This window comes from Acinetobacter sp. SM1B (assembly GCF_003289665.1).
GTDB lineage: Bacteria > Pseudomonadota > Gammaproteobacteria > Pseudomonadales > Moraxellaceae > Acinetobacter > Acinetobacter schindleri.
Genome location: NZ_QMBM01000001.1, coordinates 1,069,928 through 1,088,972, shown reverse-complemented (window position 1 = coordinate 1,088,972; position 19,045 = coordinate 1,069,928). Strand labels below are relative to the sequence as shown.

At 43.2% G+C, this 19,045-nt stretch carries 21 protein-coding genes; 5 read left to right on the top strand and 16 right to left on the bottom strand.

All coding sequences use genetic code 11. The annotated features are described in order from the left end of the window. Positions 1–271: 271 nt before the first annotated feature. Entirely contained in the window at positions 272–1,288 is a 1,017-nt protein-coding gene (gene tsaD, locus C8322_RS05155) for a tRNA (adenosine(37)-N6)-threonylcarbamoyltransferase complex transferase subunit TsaD (protein WP_008306436.1), read from the bottom strand. Positions 1,289–1,434: 146 nt separating this feature from the next. Between tsaD and rpsU the strand changes: the two genes are divergently transcribed. Together rpsU and C8322_RS05145 are read left to right on the top strand one after the other, a co-directional pair. Beyond that, a complete protein-coding gene (gene rpsU, locus C8322_RS05150) occupies positions 1,435–1,650 on the top strand; it encodes a 30S ribosomal protein S21 (protein WP_001136722.1) in 216 nt (71 codons plus the stop codon). Between the two features lie 34 nt (positions 1,651–1,684). Further along, a complete protein-coding gene (locus C8322_RS05145) occupies positions 1,685–2,131 on the top strand; it encodes a GatB/YqeY domain-containing protein (protein WP_004812350.1) in 447 nt (148 codons plus the stop codon). 89 nt (positions 2,132–2,220) lie between these two features. Here the strand turns inward: C8322_RS05145 and C8322_RS05140 are convergent, their stop codons facing one another. The 13 genes from C8322_RS05140 to C8322_RS05080 all read right to left on the bottom strand — a co-directional run bounded on the left by C8322_RS05140 (position 2,221) and on the right by C8322_RS05080 (position 15,136). Further along, positions 2,221–2,577 carry a hypothetical protein gene (locus tag C8322_RS05140; RefSeq protein ID WP_111810436.1) on the bottom strand — a complete coding sequence of 119 codons (357 nt, stop codon included), beginning with the start codon at positions 2,575–2,577 and terminating at the stop codon, positions 2,221–2,223. A 114-nt stretch (positions 2,578–2,691) separates the two neighbouring features. Then, a complete protein-coding gene (locus C8322_RS05135) occupies positions 2,692–4,134 on the bottom strand; it encodes a M48 family metalloprotease (protein WP_213065966.1) in 1,443 nt (480 codons plus the stop codon). Positions 4,135–4,220: 86 nt separating this feature from the next. Then, the gene (locus C8322_RS05130) at positions 4,221–5,189 is read right to left on the bottom strand and encodes a 2-hydroxyacid dehydrogenase (RefSeq protein WP_111810434.1); all 969 of its coding nucleotides are present in this window, start codon (positions 5,187–5,189) and stop codon (positions 4,221–4,223) included. 6 nt (positions 5,190–5,195) lie between these two features. Further along, positions 5,196–5,852 (bottom strand): hypothetical protein, encoded by a 657-nt coding sequence (locus C8322_RS05125; protein WP_111810433.1) that lies wholly within the window; start codon positions 5,850–5,852, stop codon positions 5,196–5,198. A 200-nt stretch (positions 5,853–6,052) separates the two neighbouring features. Continuing rightward, complete coding sequence (locus tag C8322_RS05120; RefSeq protein ID WP_171334345.1) at positions 6,053–7,942, bottom strand: M48 family metalloprotease; 1,890 nt, start codon at positions 7,940–7,942, stop codon at positions 6,053–6,055. 88 nt (positions 7,943–8,030) lie between these two features. Then, a complete protein-coding gene (purF, locus tag C8322_RS05115) occupies positions 8,031–9,566 on the bottom strand; it encodes an amidophosphoribosyltransferase (RefSeq protein ID WP_111810431.1) in 1,536 nt (511 codons plus the stop codon). 24 nt (positions 9,567–9,590) lie between these two features. Next, positions 9,591–10,172 (bottom strand): CvpA family protein, encoded by a 582-nt coding sequence (locus C8322_RS05110; RefSeq protein ID WP_004812336.1) that lies wholly within the window; start codon positions 10,170–10,172, stop codon positions 9,591–9,593. 5 nt (positions 10,173–10,177) lie between these two features. Continuing rightward, positions 10,178–11,179 carry a quinone-dependent dihydroorotate dehydrogenase gene (locus C8322_RS05105; RefSeq protein WP_111810430.1) on the bottom strand — a complete coding sequence of 334 codons (1,002 nt, stop codon included), beginning with the start codon at positions 11,177–11,179 and terminating at the stop codon, positions 10,178–10,180. A gap of 90 nt (positions 11,180–11,269) precedes the next feature. Further along, the gene (gene gspM / locus C8322_RS05100; RefSeq protein WP_004812331.1) at positions 11,270–11,749 is read right to left on the bottom strand and encodes a type II secretion system protein GspM; all 480 of its coding nucleotides are present in this window, start codon (positions 11,747–11,749) and stop codon (positions 11,270–11,272) included. Beyond that, positions 11,749–12,888, bottom strand: a complete 1,140-nt coding sequence (gene gspL, locus C8322_RS05095; RefSeq protein WP_111810429.1) for a type II secretion system protein GspL — start codon at positions 12,886–12,888, stop codon at positions 11,749–11,751. The genes gspM and gspL overlap by 1 nt, the downstream gene beginning before the upstream one ends. A gap of 29 nt (positions 12,889–12,917) precedes the next feature. Then, entirely contained in the window at positions 12,918–13,373 is a 456-nt protein-coding gene (locus C8322_RS05090) for a phosphoglycerate mutase family protein (RefSeq protein WP_111810428.1), read from the bottom strand. A gap of 79 nt (positions 13,374–13,452) precedes the next feature. Continuing rightward, entirely contained in the window at positions 13,453–14,526 is a 1,074-nt protein-coding gene (locus C8322_RS05085) for an NAD(P)H-dependent glycerol-3-phosphate dehydrogenase (RefSeq protein ID WP_004812326.1), read from the bottom strand. 28 nt (positions 14,527–14,554) lie between these two features. Continuing rightward, positions 14,555–15,136 carry a nitroreductase family protein gene (locus C8322_RS05080; RefSeq protein WP_004812324.1) on the bottom strand — a complete coding sequence of 194 codons (582 nt, stop codon included), beginning with the start codon at positions 15,134–15,136 and terminating at the stop codon, positions 14,555–14,557. A gap of 259 nt (positions 15,137–15,395) precedes the next feature. Here C8322_RS05080 and C8322_RS05075 point away from each other — a divergent pair, with 259 nt between their 5' ends. Then, the gene (locus C8322_RS05075) at positions 15,396–15,776 is read left to right on the top strand and encodes a hypothetical protein (RefSeq protein WP_004812322.1); all 381 of its coding nucleotides are present in this window, start codon (positions 15,396–15,398) and stop codon (positions 15,774–15,776) included. Between the two features lie 64 nt (positions 15,777–15,840). Here the strand turns inward: C8322_RS05075 and rhlB are convergent, their stop codons facing one another. Continuing rightward, positions 15,841–16,992 (bottom strand): ATP-dependent RNA helicase RhlB, encoded by a 1,152-nt coding sequence (rhlB, locus tag C8322_RS05070; RefSeq protein WP_048882060.1) that lies wholly within the window; start codon positions 16,990–16,992, stop codon positions 15,841–15,843. Positions 16,993–17,090: 98 nt separating this feature from the next. Further along, complete coding sequence (locus C8322_RS05065; RefSeq protein ID WP_004280099.1) at positions 17,091–17,306, bottom strand: cold-shock protein; 216 nt, start codon at positions 17,304–17,306, stop codon at positions 17,091–17,093. 383 nt (positions 17,307–17,689) lie between these two features. On the opposite strand from C8322_RS05065, the gene C8322_RS05060 reads away from it, so the two are divergent. Both C8322_RS05060 and rpoH read left to right on the top strand, forming a co-directional pair. Continuing rightward, the gene (locus C8322_RS05060) at positions 17,690–17,923 is read left to right on the top strand and encodes a sulfurtransferase TusA family protein (RefSeq protein ID WP_205682675.1); all 234 of its coding nucleotides are present in this window, start codon (positions 17,690–17,692) and stop codon (positions 17,921–17,923) included. Between the two features lie 141 nt (positions 17,924–18,064). Next, positions 18,065–18,934, top strand: a complete 870-nt coding sequence (gene rpoH / locus C8322_RS05055) for an RNA polymerase sigma factor RpoH (protein WP_004812317.1) — start codon at positions 18,065–18,067, stop codon at positions 18,932–18,934. The last annotated feature ends 111 nt before the right edge of the window (positions 18,935–19,045 follow it).

Here is a 19,045-nt window from a genome sequence, read left to right as displayed (position 1 = left end):
GCAGAACCCTGATAGGATAAGGGTTCTGTGAAATTTGTCGTGTACAGAGGAAATTTATATTTTCCATCCGAGATTGCCTCTGCTGCAAACCTGTAAAAATATGCATGATATCAACTTAAGCTATTAAACTATTTTTCCGGTTTCAATAGAATATACGAGCTCTAAATACAGCTATAAAACTATATATTTACAACATACCGTTGCTATAAGTTTTCATTTAAAAATTCACAATAAAAAAGAGGCCTAAGCCTCTTTTCTTCAAGCCTGAAACCTATGCCTCTGTCGGATTAGTCAGTTCCGTCATTGGCCAGCGTGGTGTGGTGGTCACCGCCAAGCCGTCCTGCTGCCCTGCTTTCAGACGTTGATAACCTGCAAAGGCAATCATTGCACCATTATCGGTACATAGTGCAAGCTCAGCGTAATAAACCGTTGCTTTAATCTTCGCCAAGTCAGCCTCTAGGCGTTCACGTAAACGCTTGTTGGCACTGACACCACCCGCAATCACCAGACGTTTTAAACCGGTTTGTTTAAGAGCTTTAACTGATTTTTTTACCAAGGTATCGACAATCGCTTCCTGGAAACTGGCTGCAATATCGGCATCACGATTTTCATCACCGAGTTTTTTCATCTGTACAGACACAGCCGTTTTTAAACCACTGAATGAAAATTCCAGACCTTGATGCAGCATTGGACGTGGGAATGCAAATGCATTCGGGTCGCCCTGCTCCGCCAGTTTAGAAATGTTCGGACCACCTGGATAGGGCAAGCCCATCATTTTCGCGACTTTATCAAAAGCTTCACCAGCCGCATCATCAATCGACTCGCCAAGGAGCTCATATTGACCAATGCCATAAGCGGCCATCAACTGCGAGTGGCCGCCTGACACCAAAAGAGCCACGAACGGAAATTCCGGTGGCGTTGCCGAAAGTAATGGTGCCAGCATATGACCTTCCATATGATGTACACCAATCGCTGGCTTATTCAATGCAAAGGCTAAGGTACGACCAAACAATGCACCGGTCATTAACGCACCCATCAGGCCCGGTCCACGGGTATATGCCACTGCATCAATTTCAGATTTTTTCACGCCACTCTGTTCAAGCAGCTGATTCATGAGCGGAATTAACTTACGCACATGGTCACGCGAAGCCAGTTCGGGAACTACACCACCATACTCGGCATGCAGTTTAATCTGGCTGTACAGAACCTGGCCGCGCAAACCCAGTTCGCTGTCATAAAGCGCGAGTCCTGTTTCATCACACGATGTTTCTAAGCCTAAAACGATCATTAAACTGCCTATAACCTGTATCAAATCAATTGCGACAACTATTATAGACTTGTGATATGAGATGTAAATGAGTAAAATACTGACCTTCACTTGTGATCAAGGGCAATTCGGCCCTGATCTTATCCATAACTTAATGAGGATTCTTCATGCCACAAGTTAAATTGAAAGAAGGCGAACCAGTAGACGTAGCTATCCGTCGTTTCAAACGTTCATGCGAAAAAGCGGGCGTTCTTGCTGACGTACGTAAGCGCGAATTCTACGAAAAACCAACTCAAGAACGTAAGCGCAAAAAAGCTGCTGCTGTTAAACGCTACCAGAAGAAACTGGCTCGCGAATCAGTACGTACTACTCGCCTTTACTAAGATTAATTTGTGATTGACTGCCTGGACTAAATAAATGACTACTTTAAAAAACCAAATAACTGAAGTTTTGAAAGCAACAATGCGTGCTAAAGAAATGGCTAAGTTAACGGTAATTCGTAGTCTTCAGGCGGCAATTAAGCAAATCGAAGTCGATGAGCGCAAAGAACTTGACGACGCTCAGGTTCTTGCGGTCATTGAAAAGCAAATTAAACAACGTAAAGAATCGATCAAAGCCTTTGAAGGTGCTGGTCGAGAAGATTTAGCTAGTAAGGAACAAGCCGAAGTTGAGGTTCTATCTCAATTTCTACCAGAAGCTATGACTGAGGAAGAACTTGATTCCATCATTGCGCAAGCGATTACAGCGCAAGAAGCTACTAGCATGAAAGATATGGGTAAGGTGATGAATTCTCTGCGTCCGCTCATAGCCGGGCGCGCCGATCCTGCACAAGTTTCAGCTAAAATCAAAGCTAAACTGGCATAATCCCCCGCTTTAAATCTCTATTTGCGTTGAACTGACTTAATTTCTAGCCAGTTCTTAGCAATCCAAATTTCTTTTTTAATTTTAATAAATCAAAAATTACAATTTACATTTTTGCTTTGCAGCAATTGCATCATTTTTGAAGATTTCACCTGATCCACAATATCTTGCCGTGTCAATTTTTGCAGCTGAAAGTCTAATGCATCACGATTCTTATCAGTTGCCTGATAAAGCTGATCTATATAGCGCCCTACGATCCCACAAAATTCCACCTGTTGTGCTGCGGTTAAATTCTGTTGTTGTGGATTTAAACTGCGCAGAAAATCTCGTGACTGCTGGTGATATTCATCGCTGATACGCTCTACTGCCCGCACATAATCCTTAGTGCTCGCTGCATAACTATGTGGTATTCCCCAAATTAGAAACAGGCACAACAATGTTCTTTTCATTCATGCTTTCTCATGTGCTTTCATTTGCAACTCAGCATAGTACAAGCCAAACTTGAAATAAAGCACAGAGGTTGATGTAGATCACAGCTTTAATAAGTAATTTTTATGAGAAGATTAAATCTTGTATTTTCTTTCCTGCTGCATCTGTTTTAAACGTTGTGAAATACTTGCAGACAATGACTGATTCTTCTTACTGACTCGCTGTGCATGTAGTAAGGATTTAATAGCTGCCTCCTCATTTCCCGTCCAATATTCAACTTCAGCACGGTAACGCAGTACATTAATGGTTTTAATCTCAGAGGCAGACTCGGCATTGGTTGCTAACAGCATTAAGCGCCAGGCACTTAAATCACGTGAATTAGCATTCAGGAAACGCTGCACGATCATCTTGGCTTGATCGGTTTGCTTCATACGAATCAATACTTCTGCATATTTATAATTGAGTGCCCGGTTTTCCGGCATGATGGATGCTGCAGAACGCACACTACGCAGAGCTGGCTCCAGCTGATTTTTCCCAAGATAAATATCGGTCTGAAACAGCACCAGCAAAGGATGAATCTGATTATACTTTTTTGCCTGGTCTAATGCCTGTTGTGCATTATCCTCATCACCTTGTTGCAGATAGTAAGCAGTGAGTGCCAATTGCCCTGCAAAACTGTTTTGTCCTGCTAAAATTTTTAATTGCTGCTCAGTCGTCTGACGGGACAGTACTTTGCTATACCAACGAATAATCTCAAAATTCTGGTCTATCAGCTTTGGTTTAACTTTCGGCATCTGATTGGCGCGTAAACGCGCCTCACTCATACGCTCAGTCGTTAAGGGATGAGTAAACCAGAAATCTGGCAGAAAGCTTAAACGGCTGGTTGAACGATGCATCACCTCAAAGAAATCAGCCATGCTCTGCGGGTTATAGCCCGAAGCATACATATACTGCATACCGATCCGATCTGCTTCACGTTCCTGATTACGACTATAAGAAAGCTGCTGATCCATTAAAGCTGCTTGTGAGCCCATCATTACGGCTGCACCCGCATCGCCATCTGCTTGCGATGCCACTAAGGCTCCGACCAGGATTCCCGCGAGTGCTAATAATCCCTGTCCTTTAAATGCTTCTTGGGATCGACTGTAATGACGTTGTGTGACATGTGCAATTTCATGCGCCATCACACCGGCCACTTCATCCATATTACGCGCTGAATTGAGTAATCCCATATTTAAGGCAAATAAGCCACCAGGCACAGCAAAAGCATTAATCTGGGGATCATTAACCACAACCAGGCCAATTGGTTGCTGTAATTGAGTCTGGCTGAGAATATGTGAAAACACTGAAAATAACTGGTCTTCCATCCAGGGATTTTGCACCACAGGTAATTGTTTCTGTACTTGACGATAAACCTTTTCACCAATCATGCGCTCTTTTTGCTGATCTATCAGCCCTACACCTACTCCAATTTCTGGAACAGTAAACTGACTAGACTGGGTGTTAAAAGTATCGGAAGCGGTATGCCCTATCACCATACATGCGCTTAATCCACAAGCCAAAACCAAACGTTTCAATGAATAAATCTCTAAGCCTGATTACGAAACCTGCTTGAATATACCATTGAAAAAAGGGCATAAACGCAAGGAAATGTTATTTAATATTATTTAAAATGCGGGTTAACTACATAGCGTGGTACACGTCCTTGCAAAGCATCCACCAGGTTGTGATATGCCAGTTCTGCCATACGCTGACGTGTTTGCGCAGTTGCCGAACCTACGTGCGGCAAGGTAATCACATTATCAAGTTTAAATAGCTCTGATTCTTGCAATGGCTCTTTTTGATAGACATCCAGCCCTGCGGCAAAAATCTGACGATTTTTTAAAGCCTGAATCAGTGCCTGCTCATCGACGACCGAGCCGCGCGAAATATTCACAAAGACTGCATGCCGCTGCATCAATGCCAGTTCTTCTGCACCAAAAAGTGCTTTGGAATCTGCATTTAAATCCACTGCGACTACCACAAAATCAGAACGCTGTAATAAGGATTTTAAATCACAATATTCTGCATTTAAGCCTTGCGCCAGCTCCAGCTTTTCACGACGGTTATGATAAAGCACATTCATATTAAAGCCATGAAAGCCACGTCGCGCGATTGCTGCGCCAATATGACCTAATCCAATAATTCCTAAAGTCTTGCCAAAAATATCTACCCCGAACTCTGCTTCGCTGGCGGTACGCTGCCACTGTCCTTGCTTGGTCCATTGATCTAAATAAGTTACTTTACGCGCTGCGGCCATGAGTAAAGTAAATGCAAGATCAGCTGTGGTTTCAGTGAGCACATGTGGTGTATGAGTGAGATAAATTTTCTTTTCATTTAAATATTCAAGATCGTAATTGTCGTAGCCAACACTGACACTGGAGATGATTTTTAGTTTAGTCGCAGTTTCCAGATTATTTCGATTGAGCAGTCGTCCTGCGCCAATCATGCCATCTGCATCTTGTGCATGCTGCAAAATCTGTTGATTGACATCACCCAGCTTGGGCTGGATATATACCACATTATATTGTTGTTCGAGTTTGGCTTGAATCTCTGGAGGAATTTGACTAAATACAACAACTTTTTGCTTCATGCTAATTTATTCCATACTGACAGGCCTACTTTGCATAAACTGCCAGAGTCGCTTTTTAAGGATTGGCCGATCCAGCATCTCCTGCAGAGAGGCCAACTGGGTAATTTTACTGTTTGAAAGATGTGGAACAGTACCAAGAAAAATAATATTTTTATCGTGACTCATGCCATCCAGAAAACCCTGGATATAAGACTCCACGCCGCGTCCATCCTGCACATTATCCCAAGGAAATGGCCAGCTCAGCTCTGCAAAATCACCCAACATTGCACGTTGGATATTCGACCAGAGCAATTGCTGATCTTCAGTTAAGCTCGTGGCATCAATGACAATGATACAGTGCGCAAGACTTAATGCCTGCAGACTAAAAGGCGCGACCTCAACAATTTCGCGCAGTTCATGCTCCGGTTCTGGCTGCGGCTCTATTTCCATTGTTGTTGTTGGCATTATAACGACTGGCGCGGGCACTTCTACAGGTGCAGATACGACAGAACGTTGAATCACTGAGGTTTCAGCTTTGAGCTCAGGAAGGATGATTTCACTCAGGACTTCAGGTTGCGACTGGTCACGCCAAAGCGCCGGCTGGTGCGATTGACACAGCTCCGCCCGAGGAATCCAGATATCAATTCCTAGTGTCGCCAGTATGTCACGCTGATGCCCTATCATCTTGTCTTCATCACCTATTTCAGGCTGAATATTTTAGCGGGAATCCACTTCTTTTGCCGAACTTTTTCGGATTTTTCACTGTACATTACAATTGATTTGTAGCGAATTTGATTTTAGTCATTCTCTTCGGGTTGTTTACATGCAGGTTCAAACATTATTTAAAGATCATGCGTGAGTTAATAAATACTTTCAAGTCTGAATTAAATAATCATGATGCTGTTCTTTTTCTGCATCTGATCCACAATTTCATCTACTTCAAAACCCAAACGCCAATACAGTAATTCCATCACGTCAAATTCATCCTGAGTGATGATCCGATCATTCCAGAGACAGATTTCCGCAATGCCCAATATACTTAGTCGATCACGCAGCAACAGGCCAGAAATATCATTCAGAATTTCAGCCAGATCAATCGGCTCATCTGAAATTTCGGTATACATTTCCAGTTCTTTTTGAGTCAGAATACGTTTTAAAATGCGCTCGCGAACATCCAGCTGATTATCACTATTGATCTGCTGTACATGCAGTAATGCATCAATCAGGCGTACGATTTGTGGTTTAACTTCTTCCAGTGCCGTTGGGGTATGTACGGGGAGTAGATTCAGCTCATATTTCACACATTCAAGCAACAAGGCATCTAGCAGACCAATTTCACCATCTTCCTGAATAATCCGTGCCAGTTTCATCACGAATTGTCGTGCTACCGTGGTCGGCATGCCACCAATATTTTTGCAGGCTTGCTGAAAAATCGAGATATGCACACGCCCATCCAGATTTAACAATGAATCTACAATGGCCCGGCTGACTTCAGCATCGGTGGGAATAAATTCCCGATATTGTCGGATCATCAGAATTGCAACCATGACCTCTCGTGACCCAGTTGCAGTTTGCAATGCGCGTTCAATCAGTTCTGGTCGTGGCGTATTGGCACGATTCTCCGGATTCAGTGGTTTAACTGCATCCTTGATCGCGAAGCTGATTGGAGACAGACGTAGTAAAGGCAGTGGCTGTGGTGAACTCCAGGAAGCTGTGCTTGTAACCGCCATTTCTTCGAGTGACCGAAACAGACTAAATAAAGGCTGATTTTGTAGTTTTTTTAGGTTTTCAAGCTGTAAATCCTGAATTAAGGAGGGATTCATTTCATAGATTCGCTGCTCAATACTGGGATGAATATTCAACCAGTTCTGCTGACTGAGGGAGTTAGCAAAACACATATGTGAAATCGACTCCGCATATTCACTATGAATCTGTGAACCGGAATGATGCACATAAATCCGCAGCAAAGTCTGTACATTGGCATCATTTTGAATCAGACGACGGGTTTTTTGATCATTCTTAAAAGTCCTGCCACCGAGCGAAATATATTTAATGAAACGGGTAATCAGTATGCCTAAGCTACCAATCAGCCAGATCACCGCACCAATACCAACAAACAGAGTCTCAAACTTGTTTTCTGCCGGCATGCCATTCCGATAGAATCCCCGCTTGGCAATCTTACTGCCCCACTGACTAAAAGTGGTCAGGCTGCTATAGAGAATCTTGAGCCGTGTATTTTCTGCCGCTTCCCCAGAAAGAATCTTGTTAAACTCATGGCTTAATAAACCATACAGTTCAATTTCATCCAGATTTTGCAATGCCCCCCAAGTCAGAATAATGGCAGTATTTCCCGGGTTAAAACCGGCAGTCAGTGCATTGACCCCGACCTCATCAGGCAAAACATACACCGCAGGAGGCTCAATAAGAAAAGTATCTGCCAATTGTTCAGCAATCTTCAGAGCGACGCTTTCTTCTGGTACGCTTTCAATCAGACTCAGGCGACGTGCACCCATCTGCCGTGCCAAGGAATACCCACCAGCACGAAAGACATAAAATTCATAGAGTACTGACACCACCATGATCGAACCGACCAGAGCAATCAGATAAGGACTCAGCACATGCCAATAAATAGATTGAGCAGGATCAAAATAATAGACCAGTAAACCAACGACACTATTAATAATTGCTATCGTCAATAGCACAGCAATCAGACAGACACTGGCTGGCCATAGCATATTTTTATTCTTGATAAACGCATATCCTACGCTTTTCAATGCTTCACCCTGATCACATTGTTCTAGCTTTGCCCAATCATAAATGAAAAAAGCGGGAAATTCCCGCTTTTTTCATGATTTTAAAGACTTAGACTTCGCGCACGCCAGTCAGGTCTACTGATGCTGCATCGATATTTACATCAATAAACTTGTCACCTTTTTTGGCGCCATCATTACGCTTTTGCTGTAACTGGTCAAGGTATGCTTCATCAATACCACCAGCCACATATACGCCGTCAAATACAGAACAGTCGAATTCACGCAAGTTCGGTACAATCTTGGTACGTACTGCATCTTTTAGATCTTCCAGATCTTGGAAAATCAGACGGTCAGCACCAATAATTTCACGAATTTCCTCAACACTACGTTCAGACGCGATCAACTCAGATTTGGCTGGCATATCGATACCGTACACGTTTGGATATTTCACCATTGGTGCAGCAGACGCAAAGAATACTTTTTTCGCACCGGAATCACGCGCCATCTGAATGATTTCATTACACGTAGTACCACGAACAATTGAGTCATCGACCAATAGAACGTTTTTACCCTGGAATTCCAGCTCAACCGGGTTCAGCTTCTGACGTACTGATTTTTTACGCAGTTGCTGACCAGGCATAATGAAGGTACGACCAATATAACGGTTCTTCATGAAACCTTCACGGAACTTCACGCCTAGCGTATTTGCCAGTTCAAGCGCAGAAGTACGTGATGTATCCGGAATTGGAATGACCACATCGATATCATGTTCATCACCCCACTCGCGCAGGATTTTATGGGCCAGTTTCTCACCCATTTTCAGACGGGCTTTATACACTGAAATACCATCAATGATTGCATCTGGACGCGCAAAGTACACATATTCAAAGATACATGGACGGTATTCTGGCTTTGCAGCACATTGCTTGGTAAAGAAGTTCCCTTCAGAGTCAATAAAAACAGCTTCACCTGGCTCGATATCACGCTCAACTTTAAAGCCCAACGCTGTAATCGCTACAGATTCAGAAGCGATGATATATTCCATATCGTTTTCAGTTTCACGCGAACCGTAGATCAACGGACGGATACCATTAGGATCACGGAAACCAACCACTCCTTGACCTGTAATCATGGCAACAACTGCATAACCACCTTTGCAGCGCTCATGCACACGTGTTACGGCATGAAAGATATCTTCAGAGGTCGGTACCAGTTTGCCACGCTTCTGCAATTCGTGCGCAAATACGTTGAGCAGAACTTCTGAATCAGAATCGGTGTTCATATGACGTAAGTCAGTCTTGAACAGGTTATCATGAATTTCTTCAGCATTGGTCAGGTTACCGTTATGTGCCAGCGTAATCCCGTAAGGAGAGTTCACATAAAACGGCTGCGCTTCAGCACTACTTGAGGTACCCGCAGTTGGATAACGCACATGGCCAATACCGTAATTACCTTGTAATGCACGCATATGACGGGTATGGAATACATCACGCACCATACCAACATCTTTACGAAGGAACAGGCGACCTTCATGACAAGTTACAATCCCAGCTGCATCCTGTCCACGATGTTGTAACATCGTTAATGCATCAAACAACATTTGGTTAACAGCTGATTTACCAGCAATACCAACCACTCCACACATAGCAACCTCGCAGACAAGCTAGGATTAATAAAAAGGATTATTCGTAGACTCAGCTGATGATTTGCTCTTTACAGCAGGCTCAGCTGATACATCTGAAGATTTTCTGGAATCTTCCGACTTGATATGTTGTAGGGCCTCGTTTGCAGCATCTTTGGACATCTGGGTCGCCCATGGCGCATAAGGAAGCAAAGTCTGAATTACTTTGGACTGTTTCCAGTGTGGTGAGCTTTCTACCCATGGCCCGATTCCCTGCATGGTGATCAGGACAATCAGCAGCCCTTTCAGGCTGCCAAACACCCCACCTGCAAGACGGTTTAAAGGTCCCAGTTTCAGGGTTTTCATCACACGGTTGAGCAAGAAGGTTACTATCCAGGTCAAAACCACAATCATCAGGACGATGAAAGCAAATGCTGCAATTTTTTGTACCACTGGATCTGTACTGAGAGCAGTCATGGAAGGCGCAAGTAGTGTTGAATATTTCGCTGCTACAATGAGCGCAAAAATCCAGCCAGCTAAGTTCGCAAAGGCTTTAATAAATCCTTGACGCAAACCGTTTAGCCCTCCAATGAGCAGTATAAACAGTAAAAAGATGTCAATGGCAGTCATAGAATTCAGAATGCTTCAACACAGTCTTTTACAAGTGTCGGACCTGTATATATGAGGCCACTATAAACTTGTACAAGGCTGGCACCAGCTTGCTTTTTGGCAGCGGCATCGGCACCCGAAAGAATACCACCCACACCAATCAATGGAATTTGTCCTTGCAACACATCTGCAAAGGCTTTTAAACATGCTGTACTTTTCTCAAAGACCGGCGCACCCGACAAACCGCCTGCTTCTTCAGCATGCTCCAGACCATCAACACCTTCACGAGACAAGGTCGTATTGGTCACAATCAAACCATCAATCTTGAATTGCAGCAACTGCTGGGCAATAAATGCAATATCTTCAGCTTCAAGATCTGGTGCAACCTTCAGAACCAGCGGTACATAATGCTGGTTTTCTTGAGCAAGCTCAAGCTGACGGTTTTTTAGGGTTTCCAGCAGCTCGGTGAGCGCATCACCACTTTGCAGGCTACGCAGGTTTTTTGTGTTGGGAGAGGAAATATTAACAGTAATGTAGGAAGCGTAATTATATACCTTTTCCAGACAGATTAAATAATCATCAACTGCTTTTTCTACCGGAGTGTCAGCGTTTTTACCGATATTAATACCGAGAACACCTTTGAATTTTGCAGCTTTAACATTTTCAATCAGTTTGTCCACGCCTTCATTATTAAAACCCATACGGTTAATAATGGCTTTCGCTTTTGGCAGACGGAACAGTCGGGGTTCCGGATTACCGGGCTGAGGACGCGGGGTAATAGTACCGATTTCAATAAAACCAAAGCCTTGACTTGCAAGGGCATCGATATAGGCACCATTTTTGTCCAACCCTGCCGCCAGACCTATCGGATTCGGAAATTCGATTCCCATACAGGTCACTGGTTTAGAAGCAACGTTTTGACGCATCATCCCCATGGCATGGGAGGATTTCAACAGTGATAGTGTCAGCTCATGTGCACGCTCTGGTGCTAAAGAAAACAACAAAGGGCGGGCTAGAGAATACAACATATCCAGAAAAGTCTACTGCTTTTTAAGTCGGCATATTATAGTCACAGCCCGGTAAAAAAACCATGCTTTGCAAATCTTTATTTTTACCGTTTATAGGACAGTCGCTGTTAATTTAATCTGTCCGGCATCACTGATAAGTTCCATTTTTTCAACAGTTAAGCCACTCTGGGCCAGCTGGGTCAGAAAATTAGCCAGTACAGAATAATTTTCATGACTGACATTGAGTAAAATTTTACCTTCCTGCTGCTGGGATGAAACCGACAACCCCTGCTGCTGGGCAGCACGCTGCACTTTTTCTGAAGCATCTAATTGCAGATCGCCTGCTGGCTTCATGGTCGCTGCATTACTCTGCATCCACACTAAAGTATCTTTTAAGGTATTTAGGCGCTTTTGCTGGGTATCCGCAGCTCTGTGCATATAAAATAGTGCCGAACCGACTGCAGCCACGATGACAAAAATCGTGGTAAAGATCACCATATAGCGTTCACGGGCGCTCAGGCTATCCAGATAATCTGTAATGCGTTCAATGCGCTGGTCAAGCCGGATTTGAATATTGTCGAGCATTTTCATTATTGTATTCTCACCGATCCGATCGCACCTGCACCATTGGCCTGTACATTACCCAGTTCAACTTTAAAACCCTGCTGTGTCAGCTGACGGGTCAAAGTGCTTAATGCATCAGAAGAGTTCGCCTGCAGATCCATATTCAGACTTGAAGTATCATAACTGACCCGCTGCGCAATAATCTGGTTTTGCATTAATACCGGCCCCACCCGACTAATCAGATCAAAAGCCTGAGTATTCGCCACCTGACTTAAACGCATCTGCCCTTCAAACTGGCTTTTGATATTCTGCTCGTTTACAGGATAGTTCTGACCAAACCAATATTTGAACTGATCAATTGCTTGAGAAGCAGTCTGATTGGCAATCTTTTTATATTGATACCAGCGCACAGCATCATAACTAAACTGCAGCACCAGAATACCCAAAAACACAGCAGCACAGGCTTTCCAGTAACCGGAAACTGGCGTATCTGCCTTGGCTTTAGGCAAGACATTAAAAGGATGCTGTTTGGCTTTTTTCAGCTGGGGAAGGCTGTACTGAAACGACTCAACCTGATCATGGGTAACAACAGCTTCCAGACTACGCAGCTGAGCGTCATTCAGGTTACTCACCTTGTAATTTACATCTTTAGGCTGATAATCCAGATAAAGACTCAGGTCATCCACCGAATGACCCACATATTCCGATTCGCGAACCAGTAGTCGCCCAGCAAGTTCCGCCAATACACGTTGATTTTCTTCAGGAACAGGCAGGACCAGAAAATCTGGCAATAATGCCGTGACCTTGACCGGAAGAAGGTTCAATACATGCTGCATGGTTTCTACAGTTGAATTGGAAATTCCCAATACACTGAGCTGATCGGGCTGCTGAAAATGATGAAGCACCTTCATCGCATCAACTGGTAGAATGACATATTCCTCCAGCAGATACTTGATTGCCTCCTGCCCCATTTTCTTATATTGGGCTTTGGACATGCTCTGCTGCAAAATCTGCACATGACGACTCGGGAAAAAGACCGTTGCCTCTAACCCATGTTGCCCCTGGATTTCCTGAATCAGTTGCTCAAGTGTATCTGCACTTTTCCAGAATTCCCCATCTGACCATTGCCAAACCCCATTGGCTTCTGGCATCCATAAATACAACATCGATTGTGTTCTGCCGTTTTAATAGTTTTTTATACTGTTGGAATAAAGCTTTTTAACTGTGTCGATAAACCTGCTGCAATCACTGCCTGATCATAAATGCGAGCTTCTGACAAATGAAAAGGATGGAAAGACTCCGCTGTCAGAATGGAAGCAATATGTGCCACCACATTCATATGGCAAACCACGACAATTGATTCATACGGTAACTGAGACAACCACTCCACAGCCACTTTGGCATCATCATCCGGCTTAATGGTATTACAGATCACCACTGGTACATCTTTATAGAAAGCCTGCAAATGCGCCAGAGTTTCCTGAGCACGAAGCAAAGGACTTACTACAAAGACTTCAGGTTTAACGACATCTTTCAGGTATTGAGCAGTCTGTTCTGCCTGTAGATGTCCACGTTCGGTCAAAGGACGCTTGGTGTCGTTACCATTTACCGGAGGAGCTGCTTCGCCATGACGCACGAGTGTCAGTTGCATACCATTTCCCTATTCGTTCATTCAAGCTGCTGATCAGGTCATAATATGAGACTGATCATACAGTTCCATCACTTATAAATCAGACTTGATGATGTGGCAAGACAAATTCCACATCACTGCGATGACCATTTTTCATTAAAGACACTGCAATACTCATCGGCGGTGCACCTTCAAAGATCACAGCATACAGTGCACAAGTAATTGGCATATATACATCCAGTTCTTCTGAACGTGCTTTCACCTGTACAATAGTATTAATCCCTTCCGCCGTTTGACCTAGTTCAGTAGTTGCCTGTTCCAAAGTTTTGCCTTTACCCAGCGCATAACCAACCTGATAGTTTCGGCTTAACGGACTATTACAGGTAGCGAATAAATCACCTACACCCGACAGCCCCAGGAAGGTTAATGGATTTGCACCAAGCTTCACCGCAAAACGGCTCATTTCTGCCAAGGCACGGGTCAGAATCATACTCTTGGTATTTTCACCGACATTATAGGCAGCTGCCATACCCATTGCGACTGCATAGATATTTTTCAGCGCACCACCAAGCTCTACACCATGTACATCATCGCTGGCAAAGACACGGAATAAAGCACTGTGCAAAGCTTGCTGTACTGCATAACGCACCAGTTCAGAATCACTTGCAATCACAGTCCCTGCTGGCTGGCCCGCCACAATTTCCTTCGCCAGGTTCGGGCCTGAAAGGACCCCATAAGGCACTTCAGGTAATTCTTCCCGGATGATATCACTCATAAAACTAAAGGTTTTCGCTTCAATACCTTTGGTCAGTGAAATCACGGCCTGAGAGCTAATAAAAGGCTTAATCTGCTTCAGTACATCACGAAAGGAATGGCTTGGAATTGCCACCAGAATAATGTCACGATCACGTACTGCTTTTTCTAAGTCTGAAACTGCCAGCAATGCAGGCTCGAGCTGAAAATCTGGCAGGTAACGCTTGTTCATATGCGTGGCATTAATATCCGCAGCCGTGGCTTCATCACGAATCCAGATCATGGTGTCACAGCCATTGCGTACTGCAGTATTCGCCATTGCTGTACCAAAACTACCACCACCCAACACTGTAATTCGCAACGCAGTCTTACGATCAATTTCTACAGGTTCAACCAGATCTGAAAATTTTAATTCTGACATGTGTTTCTAATATCCTTATCTAGCCAAATTAACGTGATGGATTCCACTGGCTGACAAATGCTTCTGTATGGATTTCTGCACGTGGCGCAATAGTTTTTGCCGCCGTTCCAATATAAATGATGCCTGAAACCAGATCATCACCTGAAATTCCTAAAGCCTGTTTAAAGTATAACGATTCTACTACAGCGCCACTACGCCACATGGTCGAAAAACCTTGAGCTTGCAGGGACAATAAGAAATTCTGAATTGCGGCACCAGAGCTCAGAATCTGCTCAAAATGCGGCACCTTGGGATGATCTTTTAAACGGGTCAAAGCCAGAACCAGTAAAGGTGCACGGAAAGGATGATGTTTTACCCGCTCAATCTGAGCAGCTTCAGTTTGACCCAGATCGATTAATGCCTGAGACAATAACTCACCAAAAGCTTCACGCTTATCATCTGGAATAACTACAAATTCAGTAGGTTTTAAACGGTGGTGATCTGGCGCAGTCAGCGCAGCCTGAAAGGCCATTTCCAGCTGTTCAGCATTGGGTGCCGGGGCAATCAGCTGACCAATAGATTGACGTTGATGAATATTCTGATGAACGATTTCGATCGTTGATTCGGTCATTGCCTTGTATTTCTATACTTAAAAACTGTATTCAAGATTAGCATATTCATCTTGGGATTCTCTATATCCTTCATTTTTATTCTTCGTGCTCAAATATATTTAGCTCACTGTTTTCGTTTCTGATAAAAATCATTAAACAGCATTTATGATAATGACATGGCTAATACTGAAAATTTCCAAACTTATACATGCTTTACCAATTCTAAAGATTATTATGTGATTAATTATACGATTATCTGATCTTGACGGGTTTTTAGACATGACAAAAATATTAACAATGGGTGCAGCTATTGCCACTGCACTCGCTCTGACTGCGTGTAGTACTAATCCAACCAACACAACTGCAATCCGCAAAGAAAATAATCAATTCGAAGTTACCGGATTAGGTAAGACCCAAGTCATTGCCAAAAATAATGCCGTAAACGCCGCCTCTAAAACATGTGGTTCACGATCAACAGCTATTATTGTAGATGAACAGTCCACTTATGATGGCGCACTGAAAGGCGTGGTAGATGAGCAGACCGGGCAGATCATTCAGGCTGCTGCCACAGTACTTGGTAATATTGCAGGTACAGGCAATAGCATCAATTCAGATGATGACTACCAAACTACCCTGACTTTCCGTTGCCAGTCTAACTAAAGCCTTTTTAACTAGCTAAAAAAAACCGCTCATTAAGATTGAGCGGTTTTTTACGAACTGGAAATTAGCAATAGCCTTCCAGGCGGGTCAATGGTAATTTTTGACCAATCGCTTTTTCAATTTCTGGAAGATAGAACGCATCGTCTTCCGACAGGAAACTGATACTGACACCACGAGTCCCGGCCCGTCCAGTGCGACCAATACGGTGTACATAGTCATCAGACTGTTCTGGCAGGGTAAAGTTCACTACATGCGATACACCATCCACATGAATACCACGACCTGCTACATCAGTTGCGATCATGATATTGTGTTTTCCATTTTTAAACTGGTCCAGCATTTTTAAGCGCTTGTCTTGGGCAATTTCACCAGACAGCATCACCACTTTATAGTTGTCACGTTTCAGATGATCATAGAGTTTACGCACCTGATCACGACGGTTGGCAAAAATCATGACCTTCTCAATCGGTTCATCACGTAAAATGTCTTGTAGCAGTTTATATTTATCTGCCTTGGCAACCATATATACACGTTGTTCAACGTCCGCATTGGTTTTCTTTTCTGGCTCAATTTCAACCGTTACGGGTTCAAATAACCACTGTTGTGCCAGATTCAAAACGTCATAGCTAAAAGTTGCCGAGAACATCAAAGTTTGGCGTTGTTCCTTGCGTGGCGAGAAACGTACGATACGTTTCACTGAAGGGATAAAGCCCATATCCAGCAGACGGTCTGCTTCATCAATCACCAGGAATTCAATCTGGTCTAACCAGACTTCTTTTTGTTCAACAAAGTCAATCAAGCGACCTGGAGTAGCAACCATGATGTCCACAGGTGCCTTATCGAGCTGTGCTTTTTGCTTGTCAAAATCTACACCACCAAGCAGCGTCACGACACTCAGGTCACTAAACTTGGTCAGCTCATGCGCGTCACTTTCGATTTGTAGTGCAAGTTCACGAGTCGGTGCCAGAATCAGTGCACGTGGCTCACCACGGTAACGCTGTTCCTGAACAGGATTATTCAATAGATCATTGATGATACTCACCAGGAAGGCCGCTGTTTTGCCTGTACCCGTTTGCGCACGACCAATTGCATCGTGACCTGCCAATGTGAATTTTAAAACCTTCTCCTGAATAGGCGTCATAGAAGAAAAGCCTAAAGCATCAATCGCTTGTTTTAGATTAGGATGTAAATTTAAGGTTTCAAAACCAGATGACATAAAGCGGTGCTCTAAATAGATAATCACTAAGATATAGACAGTATAAACAAAAAACGCCCCAATTTATATTGGGGCGTTTTATTAGCTTAATCCGAAGATTAGTCTAATGGTTGAACTTCTTCAGCCTGGAAGCCTTTTTGGCCTTTTACAACACTGAATTCAACACGTTGGCCATCACGAAGTGAACGGTGACCGTCACCTTGGATTGCACGGAAATGAACGAATACGTCATCACCACCATTACGTTGAATAAAGCCGAAGCCTTTAGTATCGTTAAACCACTTAACTACGCCTTGTTCGCGAGCAGCTGTCATAAGTTAATCCTCATTGTACCGAAAAGAAGGACCACCCGGTGTTGCAAACAGCAGAGCAAACAAGTTTGAAAATATTATTTTTAAGCTTGTAATCATTCTGTAAAACTATTAACAAAATCCCGGTTACATCCATTTATTTGCAGGACGAAAAACAATCAATTTGTTTATCTAAAATCCCACTAACTCATCGAGCTTAACATGGGTTTATAACAATTAATAGCCTTTTTTTAGGTTTGTTCTAATTGATTTCGCTATTTTTTTCAGAAATTTGCATAAGGTTTTTTTAATTATTATTTCGTTTATATTTTTTTAAAAAAGTTGGGATTTGGCATCCTATTTGCTAATATTTAAACCCCTTTTAAAGTCGAATGAATATTACGGAAATGATTGACAACGCCGATCAGATTCGCACCGTCGATGCCATGGGTAAACCATGCCCTATGCCGTTATTGATGTTAAAGCGTGCCTTAAAAAGCTATCCCGGCGAAACCTTTCTGCTGAAATCATCAGATCCACACAGCCAGATTGATGTTTCGCGTTACTGTGAGTTAAATCAGCTGAAGTATGATATGCAACAAATTTCCGACGTGGAGTTTCACTACATAATTGAATCTTAAAAATTTTCAATTAAACTATTTATCTCCACATTTGTATATAAGTTTACATATTTCTACCCAAATATCCATCATTTGACTGGAGATTGGATTAACATAAATCTTAGATTTGGGAATGATCCCGTTATTCCTCAAGGAGAACACATGAGTGACAGCAGCAATCAATTGATGCCCCTGTCATTATCGGCGCCAGGTGTCAATCTCGGTGCTTATATTAGTACTGTCAATCAGATTCCTATTTTAACTGCCGAACAAGAAAAAGAGTTGGCAGACCGATATTTCTATGACCAGGATCTGGACGCAGCAAAAATGCTGGTGATGTCCCACCTGCGTTTTGTAGTCCATATTGCACGTAGTTATGCAGGTTATGGCCTGCCTCAAGGTGACCTGATTCAGGAAGGTAACCTTGGCTTAATGAAAGCAGTTAAACGCTTTGACCCGAATATGGGTGTTCGTCTTGTTTCCTTTGCCGTGCACTGGATTAAGGCTGAAATCCACGAATATGTAATCCGTAACTGGCGTATTGTCAAAATTGCGACAACTAAAGCCCAGCGCAAACTGTTCTTTAACCTGCGTAGTCTGAAAAAGTCATCTAAAAAGCTGACCTTAGATGAAGCTCGATCAATTGCCAGTGACCTGAATGTGACCCCCGAACAGGTTCTGGAAATGGAAGGTCGATTGACTGCCTATGATGCAGCATTTGAAGCTTCAGGTGATGATGACGATGAAGGTTCAGGTCATGTCGCTCCAGCGCTGTATCTGGAAGATAACCGTTATGATCCGGCACGTCTGATTGAAAATGAAGATTATGAAGAACAAAGTACAGCTGCCCTGCACGATGCCATGGAACAACTAGATGACCGTTCACGTAACATCTTGCAGCGTCGCTGGCTGGATGATGAAAAATCTACCCTGCATGAGCTTGCCGCAGAATATAATGTTTCTGCAGAACGTATTCGTCAGCTTGAAAAGAATGCCATGGAAAAAATTAAAGTTGCGATGTCTTCCAACTAGATTTCATGTCCTGTATATAGAAAAGCCTTCAGATTTGAAGGCTTTTTTTGTCTTTCAATACGGTGTTTCAGCCCGTGCTTTTATGCTAAGGTTAAGCGCAAAATTTACAGG

Excerpts from the sequence above, each read along its gene's own strand:
- tsaD (WP_008306436.1), bottom strand. The coding sequence starts at position 1,288 with ATGATCGTTTTAGGCTTAGAAACATCGTGTGATGAAACAGGACTCGCG.
- rpsU (WP_001136722.1), top strand. The coding sequence starts at position 1,435 with ATGCCACAAGTTAAATTGAAAGAAGGCGAACCAGTAGACGTAGCTATC.
- C8322_RS05145 (WP_004812350.1), top strand. The coding sequence starts at position 1,685 with ATGACTACTTTAAAAAACCAAATAACTGAAGTTTTGAAAGCAACAATG.
- C8322_RS05140 (WP_111810436.1), bottom strand. The coding sequence starts at position 2,577 with ATGAAAAGAACATTGTTGTGCCTGTTTCTAATTTGGGGAATACCACAT.
- C8322_RS05130 (WP_111810434.1), bottom strand. The coding sequence starts at position 5,189 with ATGAAGCAAAAAGTTGTTGTATTTAGTCAAATTCCTCCAGAGATTCAA.
- C8322_RS05125 (WP_111810433.1), bottom strand. The coding sequence starts at position 5,852 with ATGATAGGGCATCAGCGTGACATACTGGCGACACTAGGAATTGATATC.
- purF (WP_111810431.1), bottom strand. The coding sequence starts at position 9,566 with ATGTGTGGAGTGGTTGGTATTGCTGGTAAATCAGCTGTTAACCAAATG.
- C8322_RS05110 (WP_004812336.1), bottom strand. The coding sequence starts at position 10,172 with ATGACTGCCATTGACATCTTTTTACTGTTTATACTGCTCATTGGAGGG.
- C8322_RS05105 (WP_111810430.1), bottom strand. The coding sequence starts at position 11,179 with ATGTTGTATTCTCTAGCCCGCCCTTTGTTGTTTTCTTTAGCACCAGAG.
- gspM (WP_004812331.1), bottom strand. The coding sequence starts at position 11,749 with ATGAAAATGCTCGACAATATTCAAATCCGGCTTGACCAGCGCATTGAA.
- gspL (WP_111810429.1), bottom strand. The coding sequence starts at position 12,888 with ATGTTGTATTTATGGATGCCAGAAGCCAATGGGGTTTGGCAATGGTCA.
- C8322_RS05090 (WP_111810428.1), bottom strand. The coding sequence starts at position 13,373 with ATGCAACTGACACTCGTGCGTCATGGCGAAGCAGCTCCTCCGGTAAAT.
- C8322_RS05085 (WP_004812326.1), bottom strand. The coding sequence starts at position 14,526 with ATGTCAGAATTAAAATTTTCAGATCTGGTTGAACCTGTAGAAATTGAT.
- C8322_RS05080 (WP_004812324.1), bottom strand. The coding sequence starts at position 15,136 with ATGACCGAATCAACGATCGAAATCGTTCATCAGAATATTCATCAACGT.
- C8322_RS05075 (WP_004812322.1), top strand. The coding sequence starts at position 15,396 with ATGACAAAAATATTAACAATGGGTGCAGCTATTGCCACTGCACTCGCT.
- rhlB (WP_048882060.1), bottom strand. The coding sequence starts at position 16,992 with ATGTCATCTGGTTTTGAAACCTTAAATTTACATCCTAATCTAAAACAA.
- C8322_RS05065 (WP_004280099.1), bottom strand. The coding sequence starts at position 17,306 with ATGACAGCTGCTCGCGAACAAGGCGTAGTTAAGTGGTTTAACGATACT.
- C8322_RS05060 (WP_205682675.1), top strand. The coding sequence starts at position 17,690 with ATGATTGACAACGCCGATCAGATTCGCACCGTCGATGCCATGGGTAAA.
- rpoH (WP_004812317.1), top strand. The coding sequence starts at position 18,065 with ATGAGTGACAGCAGCAATCAATTGATGCCCCTGTCATTATCGGCGCCA.